The sequence below is a fragment of the Nocardiopsis sp. NPDC055879 genome, from assembly GCF_053615935.1.
Window position 1 is genome coordinate 52853 of the sequence record NZ_JBSHCT010000018.1, and the last position, 18747, is coordinate 71599.

Genomic DNA, 18747 nt, shown 5'->3' on the forward strand with positions numbered 1-18747 from the left:
CCACTCACGCTACCCCGTCATGGAGGGCGAGGATCGGAATCGGAGGCGTCGTCCGCCTCGCATCGACCCGAACGTGAAGGAGAGCACCATGTCCGCTCCGCGCCGAGCCCTCGTCCTCGTCGACGTCCAGCAGGAGTACTTCGACGGCCCGCTGAACATCGAGTACCCGCCCCGTGAGGAGTCCCTCGCCCGGATCCTCCAGAGCCTGGACGTGGCAGAGCGGGCCGACGTGCCGGTGGTCGTGGTCCGACACCAGTACCCCGAGGGCGCCCCGGCGTTCGTGGCCGGTACCCCCGGATACGAACTCCAGCCCGACGTGAGGGCCCGCACCGGCAACGCGGCCAAGCACGTCACCAAGAACCTCTCCAGCGTCTTCGCCGACACCGACCTGACGGACTGGCTGCGCGCGAAGGACATCGACACGGTCACCCTGGTCGGTTACATGACCAACAACTGCGTCCTCGGCAGCGCCGCCGACGCCGAACGGCTCGGGTTCGCGATCGAGGTCCTCTCCGACGCGACCGGCGCCATCCACATGTCCAACGAGGCCGGTAGCGTCAACGCCCGGCAGGTGCACGAGACCCTCATGGTCCTGCTGCACTCGAACTGGGCCGCGGTCGCCGACACCGAGGCGTGGGCCGAGGCCGTCTCCGGTGGGCAGGAGCTCCCTAAGAGCGACCTGGTCACCACCGCCGGCAAGGGTCGCGCCGCCCACTGACCCACGCCATCACGCACGGGGGCGGGTCAGGGCGTCTCCTCGCGTATGGCCGAGGCCGCCTCGCGAAGTGAGCCGGTGACCAGCTCGTGGAGTTCGGTGGTCTCCCACGGGGTGACGGCGAACACCGACCGGCCCAGCCACGTGGGGTCATCGACGCGTACGACGCCGACGCCCGCGGGTACCGAGGGCGCGAGCATCTCCGGCAGGAGACAGATCCCGAGCCCCGCGGAGACCAGGCCGAGCCGGGCGGTCCAGCTGCGGGCACGGCATCGGACGACGGGGTCGGCGAGTGTCGGCCAGGCACCGAAGCGTGGTTCTTCGCGGGATCCCCGCCCGACGATCCACGGCTCGTTCGCGATCTCCGCGAGGGGGACGCGGGACGTGCCGTGGAGTCGGTGCCCGGTCGGTACACCGACACAGAGCTCGCCGGTCTCCAAAGGGGTCGTCCGTAGGCCTTCCAAGGCCGCCTGGGGCAGGCCCTGCCCCATGGCGACGACCGCGACGTCGAGGCGCGCGGCGGAGACCTGTTGAACGAGGGCCGGGGACGACGCCTCGGCCAACGTGAAGGCCAACCTCGGGTGCTGTTCCGTCAGACGGGCCAGGGCCCGTGGGAGCAGGGCGGCGTTCGCGGCCGGGAAGGCCCCCACCCGCAACCGCAGTTCCCGGTCGGAGGCCGGTTCGTCGATGCTCTGTTCGAGGTGTTCGAGTCGGGTGAGGGTCTCGGTGGCGAATCGAGCGACCACGGTGCCCGCACGGGTCAGGGACACACCGCGCGGGTGGCGGACGAAGAGCCGTTTGCCCACGGCGGCCTCCGCCGCGGCCACCTGGCGTGAGACCGCCGGTTGGGAGTACCCGAGGACCCGGGCGGCCTCGCTCAGGGACTTATGCGTCGCCACGGCGCGTACGACACGGAGTGAACTCATCGAGATGTCGGGCATCGCCCCAGCCTAGCCATGCGGAAAGGTTATGGATATCGACGAAGACCTGCATATCAGTTAGGGACTAGCCCTATGGCGGGGAGGTGTTGGAACCATCGACGGTAGAAGCACCAGAGACAGGGACACCCGCCATGAGTGAATTCATCTCGCCCGACGACACCAGGTACGACGAGCGCTCTCGGGCGTTGGTCCGCATCGGTCGCGAGGCCATCGCGGTGGCCGACGACGAGAAGCTCGACCGGTACTTCGCGGAGGACTTCGTTTTCCACGGACCGGACGGCGACATGGGGTACGTGGAGCTCAGGTCGTTCTTCGCGGCGATGCGGGGCGCCTTCGAGGGGTTCGCCTGTGAGCGCAGGGAACTCGTCGCCGAAGGCGCGTTCATCGCCGCTCGCACGTCGATGTCGGGCGTGTTCACCGCCCGCTTCGACGCTTCGCCCATCGGACCCATCGAGCCGACCGGAAAGCCGATGCGGCTCGAACTGATCAACTTCTTCCGCTACGACGAGGACGGTCTGCTGGCCGAGGAATGGGTCCAGTACGACAACCTCGACTTCCTGCGCCGGCTCGGTGCCGATCCCTCCTGATCAGTGCTCGCCCACGTCCACGGCTCGGCTCACCGCCGCCCTGATCCCCCGGGCCCAGGGAAGGCCGTGGCCCGGCAGGACGAGGGTCGCGTCCGTGGCGACCAGGGCGTCCAGGGACGCCAGCGCCTGGTGGGTGTCCTTGGTCGCCGCGGACGCCACGATCTGGGGGCCCGAACGACCGGTGTAGGGGTCGAGCGTGACCAGGGCGTCGCCACTGATGACGGTGCCGCGACCCGGAAGGTGCAGCGAGCAGTGACCGTCGGTGTGGCCGGGGGTGTGGATGGGCACCGGCCGCCCGGGTACCGGCAGGGCGGTGCCGGTCGTCATCGGCTCGACCCGTTCCACCCCTCGCACGTTCAGGGCTCCCGCCAGGCTCATCCGCGCCAACACCGGCAGGGACCGGGGATGGGTGAGGGGGTAGAGAAAGCGATTCCGCTGAGGTGTGTACCTGTACGGGTGGGCGGCCAGACGTTCGTCCCGGGTGTGGACGAACACGGGCACCCTCAACTCCCGCCGTACCCGGTCGGCGAACCCCACGTGGTCGAAGTGGCCGTGGGTGAGGACCAGGGCGCGCACGTCTTTCGGTGTGCGGCCGCATCGCTCCAGGGTCCGCAGGACCATGGGCCACATGGAGGGAAGACCCGCGTCGACGAGGGTGACCCCGTCGTCGTCCTCCACGAGGTAGCAGTTGACGTGTGCGTGGGAGACGACGTGGACGCCGTCGGTGACCATGCCGATCTTCACGGGTGACCTCCTGCGCTCCGGGCCTGTTCGACTACCCGGTGCCGCACGCGTACAGTCGCGCCCCCGTCGTTTTTCTCGGGGAGCGGTCACCGTGCCCGAACGGGTCAGGCCACCAGACCCTGACGGTAGGCGTAGATGACCGCCTGCACACGATCACGAAGGTTCAGCTTGGTGAGGATCCGTGACACGAAGGTCTTCACCGTCTCCTGGCTCAGGGTGAGCGCGGAGGCGACCTCCCGATTGGACAGACCCTCCGCCATCAGGCGCAGCACCTCCAGCTCGCGGGGGGTCAACGGGGTGTCCTTCTGATCCCGATCGACCGGTCGGACTCGGGCGGCGTACGTGCCCACGAGCCTCCGGGTCACTTCGGGGTCCAGCAGCGCCGCGCCGGTGGACACGGTCCGGATCCCGTGCAGCAGCTGCGCCGGTGGCGCCTCCTTCAGCAGGAAACCGCTGGCCCCCGCGCGCAGTGCCTCGTACACGTACTCGTCCAGGTTGAACGTGGTCACCACGAGCACCTTGGTCGGCTCGGCCACCCCGACCCCGGCCAACAGACGGGTTGCCTCGATGCCGTCGAGCACCGGCATGCGCACGTCCATCACGACCACGTCCGGCTTCGACCTGGCACAGAGGTCGACCGCCTCCTTGCCGTTACCGCACTCGGCGACCACCTCCATGTCCGGCTGGGCGTCGATGACGGTGGTCAGACCGGTACGGATCAGCATCTGGTCGTCGCAGACCAGGACCCGGATGGTCTCGCTCATGAGCGGCCTCCCACGGGCACGCGAGCCTCCACGGCGAAACCGCCACCGTCACGTTCACCCGCGCTGAAGTCGCCGCCCAGCACCTCGACGCGTTCGCGCAGGCCGGTCAGACCCCGTCCGCTCCCACCCGTGGACGAGACCTGAGTCCCGGACCCGTCCGTGTCGATCCGCACCGTGATCTCCTTCTTTCCGTGGCGCACCCGAACCGAGGTGGGGGTGCCGTGTGCGTACTTGAGCGCGTTGGTCAGGGCCTCCTGCACGACCCTGAAGGCCACGAAGTCGGCGCTGCCCGACGACTCGGCGGGGGTGCCCTCCTCGGAGAACTCCACCGGCTGACCTGCCTCGCGGGTGTGCTCCACGAGCTCCGACAGAACACCGGTATGCGGCATGCGAGTCTCGGCGCCCTGATCGGTGCCGTGGTCGGGGTCGATCAGTTCGAGCAGGCGCCGCAGGTCGGAGGTGGCTCGACGGCCGGTGTCGGTGACCGAGGAGAGAGCCTGGTCGAGACGGTCGGGAGCGGCGGTCAGGTACCGGGCCGCCTCCGTCTGCACCACCATGGCCGTCACGTGGTGGGTCACCACGTCATGCAGTTCGCGGGCGATGCGGGCCCGCTCGGCGGCCAAGGCGTCCTGGGCGACCCGGCGACGGCGCTCGGCCTCGGCGATCCGGGTGGAGCGCACCCACGAACCGATGCCCCACACCAGGGCCACCGCCAGGTAGAACACCACGAACTCGCTCACCGGCTCACCGGTGCCGATCTGGTACAGCACGACCGCCAACGGCAGGTACGCCAGGGAGAACAGCAGCGCGGTGAGGCGTCGCCGCCGCTCCAGGTGCACCCCCGCGCTCAGCACGGCGATGGCCAGGCCGGTGCCGGCGACCGTGTGGTAGCCGAGGAGCTGGTCGACGGCGAAGCCGACCGCGATCAGTGTCAGACAGAGCGTGGGCCACCGCCGACGAAGGGCGAGCGGGAAGCTCTGTAGGGCGATCACCACGACGGCGATGGCGTCGAAGGGCCGGTCCGGCACCCCTCCGACCTGCGTGCCGTAGTTGAAGAACATCGGCATGAACGAGGGGACGAAGAGAAGGAGGACCAGGGGGAGGTCCCGGATGGTGACGTCGAGCCGGCGCCACAGCTCGGGGACGCGCAGAAGAGCGCTCATCCGGTGAGTGTAGCGGCGGCCACGCGATCGGAACGACGCATGGGCACCAGGTTCCGGCGCCGACGGGCGACCCACAGGTACACCACCGTCGCGAGTACGAGGAACACCAGCGAGTACAGGCTCGCCTCCGGCCCGAAGTCGCCGCCGGTGATGAGCAGTGGCCCCGAGGTGGTGGCGTCCAGCAGGCCCGCGGGGGTGCCGTTTCCGGAGACCTCGGTGCTGAAGATCGCCGAGGCCGCGAAGTTCCAGCCGAAGTGGATGCCGATGGGCAGCCACAGGCTGCGGGTGGCCACGTACGCGACGGCGAGCAGGCCACCGGCCCCGACCGTGATGATGGCGATGCCCAACAGGCTCGCGTTCGGGTTGGGCAGGTGCCACAGGCCGAACAACACCGAGGACGCCACCACCGCGATCCACGTTCCGGCGCCCCTCTCGATGAACCGGAACAGGACGCCGCGGAACAGCACCTCCTCGGTCACCGCGGCGGCGGCCATGAAACCGAACAAGCCCACCGCGCCGGTCGGTGACCCCATGCCGTCGACCTTGTAGTGGCCGAGGAAGGCGATGTTGACGATGACGCACGCGAACAGCAGGACACCGACCAGCGTCCCCCCGCCAAGACCCGCGAAGACACCCTCGCGGGTCACGTCCGTGACGGTCACATCCTTGGTCAGGCGGAGCACCCACCGGTAGAGGGCCAGCGTGAGCACCGCTGTCAGCAGGCCCAGCCCGAGGGTGAGCCATGGGTCGCCCTCGACCAGCATGACGGCCTGACCACCGACGACACCGGCCACCATGACGGCCAGTAGCTGTAGGAACAGCTTCATGTTCTTCCCCTTCACCGAGTCCACGGACGGATCACCGCGGCTGTGGGGAAAACGCTACGGATGCGGGCTTTCGGGGTCGTCACCACGCGGTGGACACTTGCGTGTGGCTCTCATGGGGGACAGGCGGTCGGTGGGCGCGGGGCGCCGCGCAGAGTCCGTGCGTACAGCGGAACCGGGTGGGAAGGGAAACGGTGCCCACCGGGGGACGGTGGGCACCGTGGGATGGGCGAGAGCGACACCGAACGGGGTGATGTCCTCTACGTCCCCGACATGGGGTGTCGGCTAGTGGGAGATGTCGTCCGCGCCTCGGAGGGGACCGTGGTAGAACTCGTGGCTCGGCTCGTCGTCGGGCACCGTCGGGTAGGTGGGGCCGTCCTCGCCCGGGGCACGAGCGGCGGCGATGGGGATGTCGAGCGCCCCCATGGTCTGGGTGACCCGGTTGCGCAGGTCGGGGAGCATGGCGTACAGCACGTCACCGGGGCAGGCGGTGGCGTTGAAGTCCCGGTGGCCGACGATCGCGCTCGGGTTGAGCCCGTAGGCGCCGCACAGCCAGGCCAGGGTCTCCACCAGGGAGTCGGTCAGGGCCTGGGTCGGGCTCGCGCTCGTGTAGGTGCCCTCGTTCTCGATGCCGATGGCCGAGCTGTTGTAGTTGGCCACGTGGGTGCCCACGACGTGCTGACCGGCCGCGATGGCCTCCGGGGTGCGGTCGCGTCCTTCCATCACGTACCCACCGCGGCTGATGGTGAGCTGCTGGCCGGCGTCGATCCAGCCGTTGGAGTCCATGTGGTAGTTCTGAATCGACTTGGACAGGTTCAGTCCGTGGTCGAGCGAGTAGTCCGTGCTGTTGGGCGTGGCGGTGTGGTGGACCACGATGTAGGTCGGCGCGTTGGCCAGCACCTGGATGGGTGAGCGAGGTGCGCGGGCGTTCCAGGCGCCGCGCCAGTAGAGCTCCGGGGCGGCGGCCTGGATGGGGTTGCCCGGTTGAGCGGAGGCGGCGGTGGCGCCCAGTGTGCCGAGGGAGCCTCCGAGGATGGCCGCGCCCGAGGTGAGGGCGGCCCCGCGCAGGAGGGAACGCCTGTTCAGACCGGACCGGGGGATGTTGGTCATGGGTGTCCTTCGCGATCGTCGTTAATTACTTACCAGTTCATAAAAGAACATGGAGAAGCTTGACGCGCAAAGGGTCGAGCCGTGAATTCCGGTGACCGGTTCCGGTCAGAGAATTCACCGGTTGCCCCCATGGCCGAATTTCCTCGGATGTTGTAGCGAGGCCCGAAGGATCCGCTGAGGGCTCCAGCGAAGCCCTATTCTCCGGTGGCTCCTGGTGCTGAGGTGGTCACCGGCTGTCGAAGGATGGTGCGCCGTTTCTCCGGAGCGACCCGACGGAAATCACCCAGGTAGACCTCGTGGTGCCTGCCCACCATGCGCAGGCCCTGTTCGGGGACGAACTCGTGGTGCATCCGGTGGAGCACCTCCGCCTCGTCGTCGAAGGGGCCGACGTGCAGGGTCTGGACGCAGCGGCCCTCGGAGAGGGGCTCCAACCGGACGTCGTCGAGGCGTGCCGGCGGGGTCTTGGCCCCGGCCAGTGCGACGGCGGTGGTGAAGGCGTCCGAGTCGAGCCAGTCCGGGACCATGATCATCAGGGTTCAGCTCCAGCGTGACTTGTCCCGTTCGGTGGTGAACGCGTCCATGTCCTCCGCCCACCACAGGCCCTCCAAGGGCGGGACTACGTAGTCGCGTTCGAGGTCGCGCTTGCTCGCGAACTTCAGTTTGTACGCCACCGGGTAGAGAGCCTCGATCGCTTCGGCGAAGGCGGGGGAGGTGTTCGGATCACCATGGCCGTCGACCATGAGGTAGCTCAGGTCCGGAAGGTCGAGGATCCTGAACCGGTCCCGTCGCGCGCGGTAACCGTCGAAGGTCTTCTTGAAGTCGGTCTTGCCTGCCATCGAACACCCCGACCCGATCGCTGAGCCACTGCCTGGGGCCAGGGTACGGCGGGGCCACGACATTCGATCGTGTTCGTGGGCATCCACCGAACGGTGGATGCCGGGGATCCGCCGTATCGGCGCCGAACAGGGGCCGCGCGGGCGATCCACGAGAGGCCCGCGCCGACCAGGCTTGTGGGCATGGCAGTCATCGAAGTCGACGAACTCGTCAAGAAGTACGACGATCACGTGGTCCTGGACCGGGTCTCCTTCTCCGTGGAGGAAGGAGAGGTGTTCGGGATCCTCGGCCCCAACGGCGCGGGCAAGACCACCGCCGTGGAGTGTGTGGAAGGCCTGCGCCGCCCCGACTCCGGCACGATCCGGCTGCTCGGATCCGACCCCTTCGAACAGAGTCGGGAGCTGCGCGAACGCATCGGTGTGCAGCTGCAGCACACTCGACTCCCGGAGACCATCAAGGTGTGGGAGGCGCTGGATCTGTACGCCTCCTTCTACTCCCGCCCCAGGGACTGGCGGGAGCTGCTGGAACGGTGGGGACTCGTCGAGCAGCGCCACACACGCTTCGGCAGACTCTCCGGTGGCCAGAAGCAGCGCTTGTTCATCGCCCTGGCGTTGGTCGGTGACCCCGAGGTCGCGTTCCTGGACGAACTCACCACCGGACTCGACCCGCAGGCCCGCCGCACCACCTGGGAGCTGGTCAAACGGGTGCGTGCCGAGGGGGTGACGGTCGTACTCGTCAGCCACTTCATGGACGAGGTGGAGGAACTGTGCGACCGGGTGGCGGTCTTCGACCGTGGCCGCGTCGTCGCCCTCGACACCCTCGCGGGGCTGATCGAGGGGGTCGACCCCGAGTACCGGATGGGGTTCCGGCTGATGGACGTGGGAGCTTCACGGGCCTCGGAACCGGAGGCCCTGCTCGGGAACCTGCCGGGGGTGGGCTCGGTCTCCCGTTCCGGTGACCGGGTCGAACTGGTGGGCCGCGGCGACTTCGCCACCGAGGTCACCGCCACCCTGGCCCGCGAACGCTTCCTCGTCGCCGATCTGCGCATCGACGGCCGCAGCCTCGACGACGCCTTCATCGCCCTGACCGGGCACTCCTTCCGCGTCGCGGAGAACGCGGAGAACGGGGACGGATCATGAAGAGCCTCACCAAGCTCACCACCGTCGAGACCAAGCTGTTGGTCCGCGAACCCGGCGCCGTGTTCAGCCTGCTCATCCCCCTGTTCATCCTGTTGGCGTTCGGCGGTTCCATCACCGAGGGGGACACGGTCCTGCTGCCGATGGCGGTCACCATGGCGATCGCCATGGTGGGCGTGTACCTGCTGCCCACCACCCTGGCCACCTACCGCGAACACGGGATCCTGCGCCGGCTCTCGGTCACCCCGGTGCGCCCGGGGAACCTGCTCATCGTGCAGATCCTGCTCCAGCTCGTCCTCACGGTGCTGGCGGTCGTGCTCCTGCTGGTGGTGGGCACGGGGTTCCTGGGGGCGGTCGCTCCCTCGGGCACCGCCTTCACCGTGGCGTTCGCCCTGGGTGTGGCGTCGACCTTCGCCATCGGTCTGCTCCTCGCGGCGCTCGCCCCGAACGGGCGGTCGGCCAACGGGTTCGGCGTGCTGCTCTTCTTCCCCATGACCTACCTCGCCGGCCTCATGCAGCCCCCCGAGTACATGCCGGAACCGTTGGCGGTCGCCGGACGGTTCACCCCGTTGGGCGCGATGCGGGAGAGTTTCCACTCGGCCTGGTCGAATGGGACCCTCGAACCGCTGCCCCTGATCACCATGGCGGCGTACGCGGTGGTCCTCAGCGCCCTCGCGGCCAGGTACTTCCGCTGGGAGTGAGCATGGAGAACACCTCGGAGCGCGATCTCGACCTGCGGGAGCGTCGGTTGGGGCGGCTCATCGCCGTCGCTCCGTTCGCCCTGTTGACCGCCTCCACGGTGCTGGCGTTCACCACCGGCGACGTACGGTGGCCGAGCCCGCGGACACTCGCTCTGGTGGCGCTCGCCGCCCTGCTGGTGTGGATGCTGAGCGGTCGCCGGCACGGGTGGGTCGACCGACCGGGTGTGGTGACCGCCTTCGTCGCCGCGCTGATCGTGATGATCGCGGTGCTCGGTGTGGTCAGCGTCTGGTTCGCGGGGTTCTTCGGCTTCATCGGTTACGTGTACTCCTGGTGGCTCCTCAAGGACGCCTGGCGGTACCTGGGGGTGCTCGCCACCGCTCTGGTGACCGTCGACGCGTACATGGGCGGGCCCCTGACCCTCGCCCCTGGCCCGCTCCTCCTGCGCCTGTCGTTCGTGGTGACCATCGTCGTGATGGTCGTGGTGTTCAGCCACCTGGGCGAGGTCACCGAGCAACGCAGCGCCGAACGCGAGCAGATGGTGCGACGACTGCGCGAGACCATCCGGGAGAACGAGGGGCTGCACGCTCAACTGGTGGTCCAGGCGCGCGAGGCCGGTGTGCTCGACGAACGCCGACGCATCGCCCGGGAGATCCACGACACCCTCGCCCAAGGGTTCGTCGGGATCATCACCCAGCTCCAGTCCGCCGAGCGGGCGGGGGAACCGGGGGAGTGGCGGCCCCGCGTCGACAACGCCCTGCGGCTGGCCCGCGAGAACCTGACGGAGGCGCGCAGGTCCGTGGACGCGCTCGGCCCCGCGCCCCTGGAGTCGGCGGCGTTGCCCGAGGCCCTGTCCGACCTCACCGCCCGCTGGTCGCGCCTGTACGGGGTGCGCGCGGACTTCACCGCCACCGGGGAGACCCGGCCCCTGCGTGACGAGGTGGAGGCCGCCCTGCTCCGCATGGTGCAGGAGGCACTGGCCAACGTGGCCAAGCACGCCGACGCCGAACGCGTCGGGGTGACCCTGTCGTACATGGAGGACGTGGTCGCCTTGGACGTGCGCGACGACGGCGTGGGCTTCGATCCCGAGCGGTGTCCTTCGCCGCGTCTCGACGGCGCGTCCGACCACGCGCGCGGCGGGTTCGGTCTGACGTCCATGCGGCAGCGCGTGTCCGGCCTGTCCGGGATCCTGGAGGTCGAGTCCGAATCCGGTGTCGGGACGGCGATCTCCGTGGTCGTTCCGGCCGCTTCCGAAGGAGAACCCTGGTGACCGACCGACCCATCCGCCTTCTCATCACCGACGACCATCCCGTGGTCCGCGATGGCATCCGGGGGATGTTCGCCGCGGACCCGGGGTTCGACGTGGTCGGAGAGGCCTCCGACGGGGCGCGGGCGGTCGAACTGGCCCGGTCGCTGGAGCCCGACGTGATCCTCATGGACCTGCGCATGCCCGGCACGAGCGGTGTCGAGGCCATCCGGGAACTGGCCCGACTGGGCGTTCCGTCCCGTGTGCTGGTGCTGACCACCTATGCCACCGACGGCGACGTCGGCCCGGCCATCGAGGCCGGGGCCACCGGCTACCTCCTCAAGGACGCGCTGCCCGAGGAACTGACCCGCGCCGTCCGTTCGGCCGCGCGTGGGGAGACGGTCCTCTCCCCATCGGTGGCGACCCGACTCGTCGGTCGGGTCCGCTCGCCTTCGGTGTCCCTGAGCGACCGTGAGTTGGAGATCCTCCGGCTCATCGCCGATGGGTCCACCAACCGGGAGGCCGCGGCCCGCCTGTTCGTCAGCGAGGCCACCGTAAAGACGCACGTGCTCCACATCTACGCCAAGCTCGGGGTCAACGACCGCGCGGCCGCGGTCGCCGCGGGCTTCCGCCGAGGTCTGCTCGACGTGTCGGACGACTGACCTCGATCGGAGCCCAGGGAGGGGACGTCGGGGTGGGCGCGGCCGTGGACGGTGGCGTCCTCGTCGACGTGGATCGCCCGGTCCAGGGCGATCAGGGTGGACCACGTCGGCGTCGGTGACGGTGGGGTGGTGGCGGGGTCGTGTACGTTCATCGACGTGTGTCGGACCGAGTGAAAAAATACACGTTGAGAATATTTGCGCGTCCTGAAAAAATCAGCAGTGTGCAAGGAGGTCCGATGGGGCTGCGGGAGCGAAAGAAGCAGGCCACGAGGCGTGCCCTCCAGGGCGCCGCGGTCCGGCTCACCCTGGAGCGCGGACTGGAGAAGGTGACGGTCGAGGAGATCGCGGCCGCGGCCGACGTCTCCGCCCGTACCTTCTTCAACTACTTCGCCACCAAAGAGGACGCCCTCATCGGCGACGCCCCCATCAGCCCGGACGAGGCGGACCGGGAGGAGTTCATCGCGGGCGGCCCCACGGGCGACTTCTCCGAGGACCTCGTCCACCTCCTCATCAACTCCCTGGCCGGCCCCGGCGGCCTCGCCGCCCACCGGGCCGAGGCGACCCAGCGCAAGGAACTCCTGGACCGGGAGCCCCAACTGCTGCCCGTCTTCCTCGGTCGCCTCCATAGCGCCGAACAGGGGCTGGCCACCGCGGTCGCCCAGCGCACCGGGGCGCCCGAGGACGACTTCCGTTCCCAGGTGATCGCCGGCGCGGCCATGTCCGTCACCCGGCACACCGTGAAGCGGGTCCCCTACGGGGACGCCGGGGACATCGAGGCGGCGCGCGACCTGTTCCGGAAGGCGTTCGTGAACCTGGGCGAGGCCTTCGGGCCGACGGACTGATCCCGGCCCCCTCTTTTCCGGGGGTGTGGCTCAAGTCATGGAACGCCTTTGCGTCACGTTTCGTCCCATTTATGGGGTTTTCGCTCCGGTGAGGACCCTCCCCCTGAGGGCCGGGGGTGGAAGTCAGGGGACGCCCAGGGCTGTCCCCGATGGGAACTGTCGCAAGGAACGGGCACGCTGGAACCATGAGCGAGAACTTCGGGAGCAAGCGACTCCAACGCAGCGAATCCGACCGTTTCCTGACCGGCGTCTGTGGCGGTATCGCCGCCTACACGGGGATCGACTCCACCCTGATCCGCGTCCTCTTCGCCGTCTTCACCCTGCTCGGCTTCAGCGGTGTGTTCGTCTACATCGTGGCCTGGCTGATCATGCCGTCGCAGAGCGAGCAGCGTTCGCTGCTGGAGCAGATCGTCCGTAACTTCCAGGGAAAGGAGAGCCAGAACTGATGATGTGGACCTTGAGGGCACACCCGGACTGGCACCGGAGGGACCCCCGGTGCCCGCGCGAGGAGCACGAGACCGAGGAGGTTCGTGACCACGCCTCGGACCACGGTTCGGGGGAACAGTGATCGACACGGCCGGGGACGACGGAGGCGGGCGCTCCTCCTAGGGGGAGCGTTCCGACTCGGTCGCCTCCATGCGGGCGATCGTCTGCCCGGCCATCCGGGACCACCGGGCCGCCAGGACCGCGGCGCTCAGAACACCGAGCACACCCGCCCAGGCGATGACCGGACCGGTGCCGAAGGACTCCACGAAGTAGCTGGCGAGCAGGATGCCGATCCCCTGGACCACCTGAAGTCCGGAGGCGGCGAGCCCGAACGCCTGTGCGCGCCCCTCCTGCGGCACGCACAGCACGAACGCGGCGTTGGCGACGAACTGGTAGGAACCCGCCGCTCCGCACACGGCCAGGGCGACCACCATCAGCCACAGTGGCGCCTCGAAGAACCACAGCAGTAGCGGCACCGACGTCAATACGGCGAGCGGTCCGAGCAGCCTCATCCGCGTCGGTGGTGGCACCAGACGGGTGAGGATCAGACCACCGAACAGGGCGCCGATCGACGCGCCGGCCATGATGAACCCGGTCGCCGTCGCGCCGGCACCCGCCTCGTCGGCCATGGGTGTGGCCAGACCGTAGGGGATTCCGTACAGTCCGGCGAGCCAGGCGAGCAGGACGAGTGTGCGCAACTTGGCGTCGGTGAAGACCAGCTTCGCGCCGTCCCTGAACATCGACAGCAGGCCGGGACGCTTGGGCGCCTCCGCGCCACCGGCGTCCCCCTCCGGTTCGGGCAGGGAACGGGCCCGGACGCCGAACAGCACGATGAGCGCGGACAGCGCGAACAACAGGCCGGTGCCCATCACGGTGATGTTGGGGCCGATGAACGAGACGATCACGCCGCCCGCGATGAGGCCGAGGAGCATACCGAGCTGGGCGGTCAGCTGGATGATCGTGGTGCTGGCGACGTAGCGCTCGCCCTGGATGATCTGGGTGAGCAGCGCTGCGCGTGCGGCGGCGAAGGGGATCCCCGGCAGCACCACGAAGAACATCAGTGCCCAGATCGCCCAGACCGGCATGCCCGGGACACCGATGAGGACGATGACCGCCGCCCTGAGGACGTCGCAGGCGATCATCACCCGGCGACGGGGCAGGATGTCGGCGAGTCCGGACAGCAGCGGGCCGCCGATCAGCGGTGGCAGGAAGTTCAGCGCGAGGGTGATTCCGGCCGCGAACGCGGACTCGGTCACGTGGTAGACCAGCAGCGAGGTGGCGATGTTCAGCAGGTTGGTGCCGACCACGGACAGGGCATGGGCGAGCCACATGGAGCGGAACTCACCGATGGCCATGACGTCGCGGTAACTGCTCCGCCAGTCGTCTTCCCGGGCTTCCTGAGCCGCCGAGGACTCGTGGTCCTCGTTGTCGGGGGCATCGTCGATGCTCGGATTGCCCACGGGGCACTCCCTACTGTTACAGGGTTGAAATCACGCTGTGTCGTGTCCCAATGACCAACGGTTCCGGATGGTGGGCGGCCTGGCAAGTCGTTCGGGGAAATTCGTATCTGATTCGTTGCTCCGGGTAATGCCACCGAATGGGATTCGGCGATGTGCCGGCGAGTCTACGCGCGGATTGTTCTCCCAGGTCGCTCCATGTGAAATGGGGTGGGAAAGGGTGCGCTGGAACGCCGATTCGGAGGCGAGTGGAGTTTTCCCGGGGGCCTTTCCGTCGACGGTCTGTGGTCCCCCTGGAACGGCGTTCCGACGTAGCGCCGACCGATCACCCCCGACCGATCACCCCCAGCCGAGGTCGGTCAGACGCGAGTCGTCGATGCCGAAGTGGTGCGCGATCTCGTGGACCACGGTCACCAGCACCTCGTGGACCACCTCGTCCGGTGTCTCGGCGATCGCGCAGATGTTGCGTCGGTAGATGAAGATCTGATCCGGCAACACCCCGAAGTAGGAGTCGCCCCGCTCGGTGAGCGGGATCCCCTCGTACAACCCGAGCAGCCCCTCCGGAGACTCGTCCTCGACCGTGATGACCACGTTGTCCATCAGTCGGGAGAGCTCGGGCGGGATCTGGTCCAGGGCGTCGGCCACCAGTTCCTCGAAGTCCCTGCGCGTCAGTTCAACCACACACGTCATTGTGGCGCCTTCGGGTGGCCGCGAGGAAGAGACATAACACTCTGGTCGGGATGAAGCATTGGGAACGGCCCGTGACGACGGCATGATGGGGGTGTGTTGTCACAGATCCGCGCATTCGACCTCCGTGGTGCCCTCGACCGCTCCCGTGCGAGCCTCGGACGTTCACGCGCCGCCTTCGCGCGATGGCGCACCGGGCGTCTGTGGCGCTGGGGCTGCGTCGTCGTGGCGGGCCTCCTCGGCGGTTGGCTCGGCCTGGCGCTGGGCGGACAGGTGGTCACCCCCATCGGCCCCGCGGACGTCACGTTCTCGCTGAGCCCCCAGTGGCACGGGGAGACGGTGGTCAACGTCGCCCCCCTCGGGCAGTTGGCCTTCGACACCCACGCCGCTCCGCTGCGGATCGAGGCGGCCATCACCGAGATCCGCAGCTCCGCGGCCCAGGAGATGTTCACCGACCCGGAGGCCATCGACAGGATGGCCGCGGGCATCGGAGCCGACCTCACCAGCGGCGTGACCGCCCTGGTGTTGCGCTCGCTCCTCGCGGCGGCCCTCGGCGCGGCCTTGATGGGGTTGCTGCTGTTCCGTAACGCCTGGCGGGCCCTGGCGAGCACCGTGACCTCCGTCGTCGTCCTGGCGGGGCTCGGGGGCGTGGCGGCTCTGACGTTCAACCCCAGCGCCATCGTCCAACCGCGATTCACGGGCCTCATCGGGGAGGCCCCGGCCGTGGTCGGCAGCGTCGACGACGTCGTCGGGCAGTTCACCGAGTACCAGGAACAGCTCGCCGGACTCGTCGGCAACGTGGCGATGATCTACCAGGCCACCTCGTCACTGCCGGTCTATGAGGAGGACGAATCGGTCATCCGGGTGCTGCACGTGTCCGACATCCAGCTGAACCCGGCCTCGTGGAGCATCATCGGCACCCTGCGGGAGCAGTACGGGGTGGACGTGATCGTGGACTCCGGCGACCTCACCGAACGCGGGAGCGCGGCGGAGGACGTCTTCGCCGACGAGATCGGCAGGCTCGACGTGCCCTACGTGTGGGTGCGCGGCCAGCACGACTCGGTGGGCACCCAGCGGGCGGTGGAGGCCCAGCCCAACGCGGTGGTCCTGGACGGGGACACCGAGGAGGTCGGCGGACTCACCTTCTTCGGCGCCGGCGACCCCAGGTTCGTTCCGGACGCCACCCGGCTCAACCCCGACGACGCCGACGTGAGGGAGCTCGGGGAGAAGCAGGCGGCCTCGGTCGAGGGCGGCGACACCGACGTCGACGTCGCGGTCCTGCACACCCAGGTCCAAGCGCGGCCGTTCGACGGGGTGGTGCCCCTCGCCCTGGCGGGCAACGAGCACATGCGGTCCACCGAGCTCACACAGGAGGGCACCAGGTTCCTGGTCCAGGGTTCGACGGGTGGTGCCGGGTTGAGTGGGCTCGATCACGGCACGGACCGGCCCACGCCCTACCAGGCGTCCGTGCTGTACTTCGACGCCGAGACCGGCCGCCTCCAGGCGCGCGACGACATCGACCTCGGCGGTGTCGGACTCACTTCCGCGCAGGTCGAGCGGCACATCGAGGAGGACCCCGACCGGGTCGTCGGTGATGAGCCCGAGACCGAGGAGGAAGAGGAAGAGGAACCCACGCCCTGACCCGGAAGCCCTGAGCGATGTGGGCCCGGACCGGCTCGGACATTCATTTTGGCGTTGGTGGAATTCTCCCCTATGCTTGGGACGTCTACACGGGCCCCCATCGTCTAGCGGCCCAGGACGCCGCCCTTTCAAGGCGGTAGCGCGGGTTCGAATCCCGTTGGGGGTACGAAGCGGTCAGACCACTGCCGGGCGTCTGGCAGAATGGAAACCGCAGCGAGACACCGGGCCCGATCAGCTCGGTGTGACAACTGAACAAGGTCCTGTGGAGCAGTTAGGAGTGCTCGCCACCCTGTCAAGGTGGAGGCCGCGGGTTCAAATCCCGTCAGGACCGCAAGCGTCGCCGATCGGCGCCGCGGCTAGGTAGCTCAGTTGGTACGAGCGTCCGCCTGAAAAGCGGAAGGTCGGCGGTTCGACCCCGCCCCTAGCCACACATCACGACCAGCATCAAAGCCCGGAAGCCCTTTGGCTCCGGGCTTTTTTGGCGTTGAGCGAGGATCGATCGTCTTTCGGGCGTCCTAGATCGCGAACGTTAGCGTTCTAGTACGCTTGCCGTGTTCGCCATCAAGGAGCCGGCCGTGTCCCCTCAGGTTCAACGCACCGATCCGCCCTACTTGCAGGTCGCCGAGCACATCAGGGCCGAGATCGAGTCCGGTGCCCTCCCCGACGGGGAGAAGATCGACTCGGTGCGCACCATCAGCGCCAAGTGGAAGATCTCGCTCGCCACCGCGACGAAGGTCGTCGGGGTGCTCAAGGCCGAAGGTCTGGTTCGGGGCGAACCCGGCCGGGGGACCATCGTCACCCGTGACCAGGCGGCGGCCAGCGCCCGGGACCGGGTGGTGCACAGCCTCCAGGGCAGGATCTACGCGGACCACGAGCGGGCCGAGATCCACGCGGCCGAGCTGGTGCCGGCCCCTGAAGCGATCGCGGACGCCCTGGGCGTTCCGGTGGGAACCAACGTCATCCGGCGCCGGAGGGTCGCCTTCCGAGACGACGTGCCCTCTTCGGTCAGTACGTCCTGGTTCAAGGGCGAGCTGGCGGCCAAGGCTCCACTGCTGCTGGAGGTGGAACGGCTGGCCCAGGGAACCCCCAAGTACGTGGAGGAGACCACGGGGCTCGCCCCCGCCGCCGGCAAGGACCAACTCCGTGCCGATGTCGCCTCGCAAGAGGACTCCGCGGCGCTGAACATCCCGCAGGGCTCCCCGGTACTGCGCAAACAGAACTGGGTGCTCGACGCCGAGGGCGACGTGATCGAGTTCGGCCGGTCCGTCTCCGTCGCCCGCCGTTGGACCACCTACGACTACGAGATCTCCAGGTAGGAGCGACATGGAACTGCTGCACTCGGGCAAGGTGCGAGACGTCTACGCCGATGGTGACGACCTCATCCTGGTGGCCTCGGACCGCGTGAGCGTCTACGACGTCGTGCTGCCCACCCCCGTCCCCGACAAGGGCAAGATCCTCACGCAGTTGTCGTTGTGGTGGTTCGAGCAGCTCGCCGACCTGGTGCCCAACCACGTCGTCTCCGCCACCGACGTGCCCGAGGAATGGGCCGGCCGTGCCGTGCGCTGCCAAAAGCTCACCATGCTGCCGGTGGAGTGGATCGCCCGCGGCTACCTCGCCGGTCTGGGACTGAAGGAGTACGAGAAGCAGGGCACCGTCTCCGGGATCGAACTCCCCGAGGGCCTGGTGGAGGCGTCCAAGCTCCCCGAGCCGATCTTCACCCCCACGACCAAGGCGACCGAAGGACACGACGAGTTCATCACGTTCGCGGACGTCGTCGAGGAGATCGGCCAGGAGACCGCCGACCGCCTGCGCACGGTGACCCTGGACGTGTACGAGCGTGGCGCCGAGATCGCCGCCGAGCGCGGCATCATCATCGCCGACACCAAGCTGGAGTTCGGCCGCGCGGCGGACGGCACCCTCGTGCTCGCCGACGAGGTGCTGACCTCCGACTCCTCGCGGTTCTGGCCCGCTGACGACTGGGCGCCGGGCGGGCCCCAGCACGCTTTCGACAAGCAGTTCGTGCGGGACTGGTCGAGCACGGTGACCGATTGGGATCGCACGCCGCCCGGCCCTGAGATCCCGGATGAGATCGTGGAAGCGACCCGGGCCCGGTACATCGAGGTCTACGAGCGGATCACCGGCGAGCGCTGGGAATCGTGATGTCGGAAGGCCAGGTCCGAGAACCGAACGGGTCGAAGGGGGATCTCCT

General features: G+C 68.7%; 22 protein-coding genes and 3 tRNA genes. 15 read left to right on the forward strand and 10 right to left on the reverse strand.

Going from position 1 to position 18747, the window contains the following annotated elements; translation table 11 throughout:
• Window positions 1-88: 88 nt before the first annotated feature.
• Window positions 89-718: an isochorismatase family protein gene (locus ACWGKS_RS21260; protein WP_358507214.1), complete on the forward strand. Its 630-nt coding sequence runs from the start codon at window positions 89-91 to the stop codon at window positions 716-718.
• 26 nt (window positions 719-744) lie between these two features.
• Here ACWGKS_RS21260 and ACWGKS_RS21265 read toward each other — a convergent pair whose 3' ends face one another.
• Window positions 745-1656, reverse strand: coding sequence for a LysR family transcriptional regulator (locus ACWGKS_RS21265; RefSeq protein ID WP_358507212.1), 912 nt, complete (start codon window positions 1654-1656; stop codon window positions 745-747).
• Window positions 1657-1787: 131 nt separating this feature from the next.
• Between ACWGKS_RS21265 and ACWGKS_RS21270 the strand changes: the two genes are divergently transcribed.
• Window positions 1788-2243: an ester cyclase gene (locus ACWGKS_RS21270; RefSeq protein ID WP_358507210.1), complete on the forward strand. Its 456-nt coding sequence runs from the start codon at window positions 1788-1790 to the stop codon at window positions 2241-2243.
• Here the strand turns inward: ACWGKS_RS21270 and ACWGKS_RS21275 are convergent, their stop codons facing one another.
• The 7 genes from ACWGKS_RS21275 to ACWGKS_RS21305 form a co-directional block, all read right to left on the reverse strand.
• Complete coding sequence (locus tag ACWGKS_RS21275) at window positions 2244-2987, reverse strand: MBL fold metallo-hydrolase (RefSeq protein ID WP_358507208.1); 744 nt, start codon at window positions 2985-2987, stop codon at window positions 2244-2246. It abuts the gene before it with no gap.
• Between the two features lie 104 nt (window positions 2988-3091).
• The gene (locus ACWGKS_RS21280; protein ID WP_358507207.1) at window positions 3092-3751 is read right to left on the reverse strand and encodes a response regulator transcription factor; all 660 of its coding nucleotides are present in this window, start codon (window positions 3749-3751) and stop codon (window positions 3092-3094) included.
• On the reverse strand, window positions 3748-4914 hold the full coding sequence (locus tag ACWGKS_RS21285; RefSeq protein WP_358507205.1) for a sensor histidine kinase: 1167 nt from the start codon (window positions 4912-4914) through the stop codon (window positions 3748-3750). Before ACWGKS_RS21285 ends, ACWGKS_RS21280 begins: the two co-directional genes overlap by 4 nt.
• On the reverse strand, window positions 4911-5741 hold the full coding sequence (locus ACWGKS_RS21290; protein WP_452456278.1) for a CPBP family intramembrane glutamic endopeptidase: 831 nt from the start codon (window positions 5739-5741) through the stop codon (window positions 4911-4913). Before ACWGKS_RS21290 ends, ACWGKS_RS21285 begins: the two co-directional genes overlap by 4 nt.
• Before the next feature lie 282 nt (window positions 5742-6023).
• On the reverse strand, window positions 6024-6848 hold the full coding sequence (locus ACWGKS_RS21295) for a peptidoglycan recognition protein family protein (protein WP_358507199.1): 825 nt from the start codon (window positions 6846-6848) through the stop codon (window positions 6024-6026).
• Between the two features lie 194 nt (window positions 6849-7042).
• On the reverse strand, window positions 7043-7378 hold the full coding sequence (locus ACWGKS_RS21300) for a GyrI-like domain-containing protein (protein WP_452523650.1): 336 nt from the start codon (window positions 7376-7378) through the stop codon (window positions 7043-7045).
• Between the two features lie 6 nt (window positions 7379-7384).
• A complete protein-coding gene (locus ACWGKS_RS21305; protein ID WP_452523652.1) occupies window positions 7385-7684 on the reverse strand; it encodes a hypothetical protein in 300 nt (99 codons plus the stop codon).
• A 180-nt stretch (window positions 7685-7864) separates the two neighbouring features.
• Between ACWGKS_RS21305 and ACWGKS_RS21310 the strand changes: the two genes are divergently transcribed.
• The 7 genes from ACWGKS_RS21310 (at window position 7865) to ACWGKS_RS21340 (ending at window position 12835) form a co-directional block, all read left to right on the forward strand.
• Window positions 7865-8821, forward strand: coding sequence for an ABC transporter ATP-binding protein (locus ACWGKS_RS21310; RefSeq protein ID WP_358507197.1), 957 nt, complete (start codon window positions 7865-7867; stop codon window positions 8819-8821).
• Complete coding sequence (locus tag ACWGKS_RS21315; protein ID WP_358507195.1) at window positions 8818-9519, forward strand: ABC transporter permease; 702 nt, start codon at window positions 8818-8820, stop codon at window positions 9517-9519. Before ACWGKS_RS21310 ends, ACWGKS_RS21315 begins: the two co-directional genes overlap by 4 nt.
• A gap of 2 nt (window positions 9520-9521) precedes the next feature.
• On the forward strand, window positions 9522-10787 hold the full coding sequence (locus tag ACWGKS_RS21320; protein ID WP_358507194.1) for a sensor histidine kinase: 1266 nt from the start codon (window positions 9522-9524) through the stop codon (window positions 10785-10787).
• Window positions 10784-11425, forward strand: coding sequence for a response regulator transcription factor (locus ACWGKS_RS21325; RefSeq protein WP_358507192.1), 642 nt, complete (start codon window positions 10784-10786; stop codon window positions 11423-11425). Before ACWGKS_RS21320 ends, ACWGKS_RS21325 begins: the two co-directional genes overlap by 4 nt.
• 236 nt (window positions 11426-11661) lie before the next feature.
• Window positions 11662-12267, forward strand: a complete 606-nt coding sequence (locus ACWGKS_RS21330; protein ID WP_358507190.1) for a TetR/AcrR family transcriptional regulator — start codon at window positions 11662-11664, stop codon at window positions 12265-12267.
• 185 nt (window positions 12268-12452) lie between these two features.
• The gene (locus tag ACWGKS_RS21335) at window positions 12453-12713 is read left to right on the forward strand and encodes a PspC domain-containing protein (protein WP_358507188.1); all 261 of its coding nucleotides are present in this window, start codon (window positions 12453-12455) and stop codon (window positions 12711-12713) included.
• Entirely contained in the window at window positions 12713-12835 is a 123-nt protein-coding gene (locus ACWGKS_RS21340) for a hypothetical protein (RefSeq protein ID WP_263363335.1), read from the forward strand. The genes ACWGKS_RS21335 and ACWGKS_RS21340 overlap by 1 nt, the downstream gene beginning before the upstream one ends.
• Window positions 12836-12872: 37 nt before the next feature.
• On the opposite strand, the gene ACWGKS_RS21345 is transcribed toward ACWGKS_RS21340, so the two are convergent.
• Complete coding sequence (locus tag ACWGKS_RS21345) at window positions 12873-14213, reverse strand: MFS transporter (RefSeq protein ID WP_358507186.1); 1341 nt, start codon at window positions 14211-14213, stop codon at window positions 12873-12875.
• Between the two features lie 336 nt (window positions 14214-14549).
• Window positions 14550-14900, reverse strand: coding sequence for a metallopeptidase family protein (locus ACWGKS_RS21350; protein WP_358507184.1), 351 nt, complete (start codon window positions 14898-14900; stop codon window positions 14550-14552).
• 93 nt (window positions 14901-14993) lie between these two features.
• On the opposite strand from ACWGKS_RS21350, the gene ACWGKS_RS21355 reads away from it, so the two are divergent.
• The 6 genes from ACWGKS_RS21355 (at window position 14994) to ACWGKS_RS21380 (ending at window position 18698) form a co-directional block, all read left to right on the forward strand.
• Window positions 14994-16538 carry a metallophosphoesterase family protein gene (locus ACWGKS_RS21355; protein ID WP_358507182.1) on the forward strand — a complete coding sequence of 515 codons (1545 nt, stop codon included), beginning with the start codon at window positions 14994-14996 and terminating at the stop codon, window positions 16536-16538.
• Between the two features lie 93 nt (window positions 16539-16631).
• Window positions 16632-16704 (forward strand) — tRNA-Glu (locus ACWGKS_RS21360).
• Window positions 16705-16794: 90 nt separating this feature from the next.
• Window positions 16795-16869: transfer RNA gene (locus tag ACWGKS_RS21365), tRNA-Asp, on the forward strand.
• Between the two features lie 23 nt (window positions 16870-16892).
• Window positions 16893-16966: transfer RNA gene (locus ACWGKS_RS21370), tRNA-Phe, on the forward strand.
• A 147-nt stretch (window positions 16967-17113) separates the two neighbouring features.
• Complete coding sequence (locus tag ACWGKS_RS21375; RefSeq protein WP_358507181.1) at window positions 17114-17854, forward strand: GntR family transcriptional regulator; 741 nt, start codon at window positions 17114-17116, stop codon at window positions 17852-17854.
• 7 nt (window positions 17855-17861) lie between these two features.
• Entirely contained in the window at window positions 17862-18698 is an 837-nt protein-coding gene (locus tag ACWGKS_RS21380; RefSeq protein ID WP_358507179.1) for a phosphoribosylaminoimidazolesuccinocarboxamide synthase, read from the forward strand.
• The last annotated feature ends 49 nt before the right edge of the window (window positions 18699-18747 follow it).